This window comes from Rhodoblastus sp., assembly GCF_041915505.1.
GTDB lineage: Bacteria > Pseudomonadota > Alphaproteobacteria > Rhizobiales > Beijerinckiaceae > Rhodoblastus.
This window is the reverse complement of sequence record NZ_JAYSBG010000452.1, coordinates 1-2,484: the sequence shown is the minus strand read 5'-3', so window position 1 is coordinate 2,484 and position 2,484 is coordinate 1. Positions and strand designations below refer to the sequence as shown.

Here is a 2,484-nt window from a genome sequence, read left to right as displayed (position 1 = left end):
AGTCACGTCGGCGAGATAATCGTTGCGCGTGCCCCATAGCGCCGGCTTGATGAAACTGGCGTTGAGGCGCCCGATCATGCGGTCCGGATCGAACCAGGTCTTGCTCGGCGTCGCCTGATAGGTTCCCTGCTGGGCATAGCCGACGAGGCCGTCGATGCGCAGGCGCTCGCCGCCGCCGAACAGGTTGCGCGCCGTCCAGTCCGCCCGCGCGTTCGGCCCGTCGATGGTGGAATATTGCGCCGCCGCGCTGACCGCATATTTCTTGCGCTCGTCGACCTGCGCCGTGATCGGCAGATTGCCATTCGGGTCGAGATGATCCGATTCGAGAATGCGGGTCGAGCCGATCGCCTCGATCTGGCCGATGGATTTGCGCATGGCCGCGATTTTCTGCGGCGAATAGGGATCGCCCGGCTCGACATAGATGAAGGAGCGCACCACGCGCGGGTCGAGGTCGCGCGTCCCCGTCACCGTGACCTCGCCGAAACCGGCCTTCGGCCCGGTATCGGCCTTGACCAGCAGATCGACGGTCTGGCTGTTGTGATGGACGGTCGCCTCCGCCAGATCGACCTTGGCGAGCGGATAGGATTTTTCGCGGATGGCGTTGACCAAGCGCGATTGCATGTCGCGTATGTCGTTGGCGCGGGCGGGATCGCCGCTGGAGAGTTTCAGCACGCGGCGCCGCGTCAGTTCAGGGTTGAGCGGCTCGCCGGTGCGGACGTCTACGATCCGCATGACTCCGATGCGATAGAGCGCGCCGGGGCGCACTTCGAGCGCAATATGGACGACGCTGTGGCCGCGCGCCTGATTGGCGGCGCGCGCGGCGGCGTCGAGGCCGGCGCCGCCCATTTCGATGACCTGGCCGTTGACCACGGCACGCGCGGAAGCGTCGTAATAGCCCTCGGCCCAAAGCGCGTCGACGAGGCGGGGCAGGTCGGCGGAAGCGCGCCGCGCGAGACCCTCGCCGCTTTCGGGTGGCTCCTGGCGCAGGCGATAGAGGTTTGACGCGCTTTGCAGGGCGTCCTTTAGCGACGAGTCCGGCGTGACGAATTCGACCGAATAGGAAACGGCGTCGGCGCGCGGCGCGGGCGGGGCGTCGGAACTGCCCAACAGGCCGAAGGACCAATCGGAGAGCCAATCCGCGCGCGCGGCTTCGGGGAGCGCCGCCGCTCCCGCCAGAAGTCCGATCAAGAGGGCGCAGCGCAACCGGCTCATTCCAAAAAACTCAACCAACGCCGGCCGTTAATCCGGAGCGTCATTATGAACGACTATCTTAATTCAACGTTTCTTTCAAAGGGGACGGGCCAGTACGGCCGGTAAAACGTCACCATTCGGCGCTTTACCGTTTGCGCGAACCGAAAATCAACCGGCGAGCGCTAGCATCGGCGCCGTCAGCCTTTGACGGCGGAGGAATCGATGCAGGCGAACAGGGTGACCACCGGGCTGGAATTGCCGGGTTTCCGGGTGGTCCGCAATATCGGGATCGTGCGCGGCATTACGGTGCGCTCGCGCTCGGTGGTCGGCAATCTGGCCGGCGCGTTCCAGATTTTCTTCGGCGGCAATATTTCGGTCTATACCAATCTCTGCGAGAAAGCCCGCACCGAGGCCTATGAAATGATGTGCCAGCATGCCGTCGCGGTCGGCGCCAACGCCATCGTCATGATGCGCTATGACGCCAATGAGATTCTCAGCGGCGTGACCGAAGTCATCTGCTACGGCACGGCGGTCGTGGTCGAGCAGGAGACGCAGCCATGAACTGGACGGTTCCGGCCGCCTTCGGCCTGTTCGTGACCGGCGCCGTCATTGCGCTGCTGCAATTATGGACGCGGCTGTTCGATCCCGACATTTTCGTCAAGATGATGATCACGCTGGGCGTGATCCTCGCGCTGCTGATCGCCTGGAGCCTCGTCCTGCGCGAGCGCCGTGACGCCGCGCGGCTGCACGACAAGAGCCGGCTCGATTAGGCTTGCGTCACGCCCGTAATTGCGCGGCAAGCTCTTCCAATTGGGTCAGGCAGGTTCCCCATCCCTGGAAGAATCCCATTTCTTCGTGCCTGATCCGATCCTGCAGGGTCTTGTGGCGCACCAGAGCGCGATAGCGCGCACCGCCCGGCGCCGGCTCCATCGTGATATCCGCCGTCATGAAGGCCTCGGCATTGGGCCGGAAATGCGGGCCGAGACCGTCGGTCCAGACCAGACGCCGTTCCGGCTCCACGACCAGCACGCAACCCGGCTTTTCAGGGAAAGCCTGCCCCTCCGGCGAACACATCACAATATTGAACGCGCCGCCAGGCGCGAGGTCGATCGCGGCCTTGACGACGCCATAGGGCCGCGGCGCGAACCATTGTTTCAGCAGGTCCGGCTCGGTCCAGGCGCGCCAGAGCTGGGCCGGACTGGCCTTGACCACGCGCTCAAGGACGAGATCGAGATCGTCATTCGTGTCCATGCTTGTTTTCCTTTGCAGCCAAGGTTTCGACGAAGGCGTCCA

General features: G+C 64.3%; 4 protein-coding genes. 2 read left to right on the top strand and 2 right to left on the bottom strand.

All coding sequences use genetic code 11. The annotated features are described in order from the left end of the window. Positions 1-1,212 (bottom strand): autotransporter assembly complex family protein (locus ACE3S9_RS18480; RefSeq protein WP_374547939.1); only part of this gene is annotated, 1,212 nt, incomplete at its 3' end. 201 nt (positions 1,213-1,413) lie between these two features. Between ACE3S9_RS18480 and ACE3S9_RS18475 the strand changes: the two genes are divergently transcribed. Together ACE3S9_RS18475 and ACE3S9_RS18470 are read left to right on the top strand one after the other, a co-directional pair. Further along, a complete protein-coding gene (locus tag ACE3S9_RS18475; protein WP_374547938.1) occupies positions 1,414-1,752 on the top strand; it encodes a YbjQ family protein in 339 nt (112 codons plus the stop codon). After that, positions 1,749-1,961 (top strand): hypothetical protein, encoded by a 213-nt coding sequence (locus ACE3S9_RS18470; RefSeq protein ID WP_374547937.1) that lies wholly within the window; start codon positions 1,749-1,751, stop codon positions 1,959-1,961. Before ACE3S9_RS18475 ends, ACE3S9_RS18470 begins: the two co-directional genes overlap by 4 nt. A 7-nt stretch (positions 1,962-1,968) precedes the next feature. Here ACE3S9_RS18470 and ACE3S9_RS18465 read toward each other — a convergent pair whose 3' ends face one another. Then, on the bottom strand, positions 1,969-2,442 hold the full coding sequence (locus ACE3S9_RS18465; RefSeq protein WP_374547936.1) for an SRPBCC family protein: 474 nt from the start codon (positions 2,440-2,442) through the stop codon (positions 1,969-1,971). Between the last annotated feature and the right edge of the window lie 42 nt (positions 2,443-2,484).

Bases quoted from the DNA above. Each gene is read 5' to 3' on its own strand.
- ACE3S9_RS18475 (WP_374547938.1), top strand. From the start codon at position 1,414: ATGCAGGCGAACAGGGTGACCACCGGGCTGGAATTGCCGGGTTTCCGG.
- ACE3S9_RS18470 (WP_374547937.1), top strand. From the start codon at position 1,749: ATGAACTGGACGGTTCCGGCCGCCTTCGGCCTGTTCGTGACCGGCGCC.
- ACE3S9_RS18465 (WP_374547936.1), bottom strand. From the start codon at position 2,442: ATGGACACGAATGACGATCTCGATCTCGTCCTTGAGCGCGTGGTCAAG.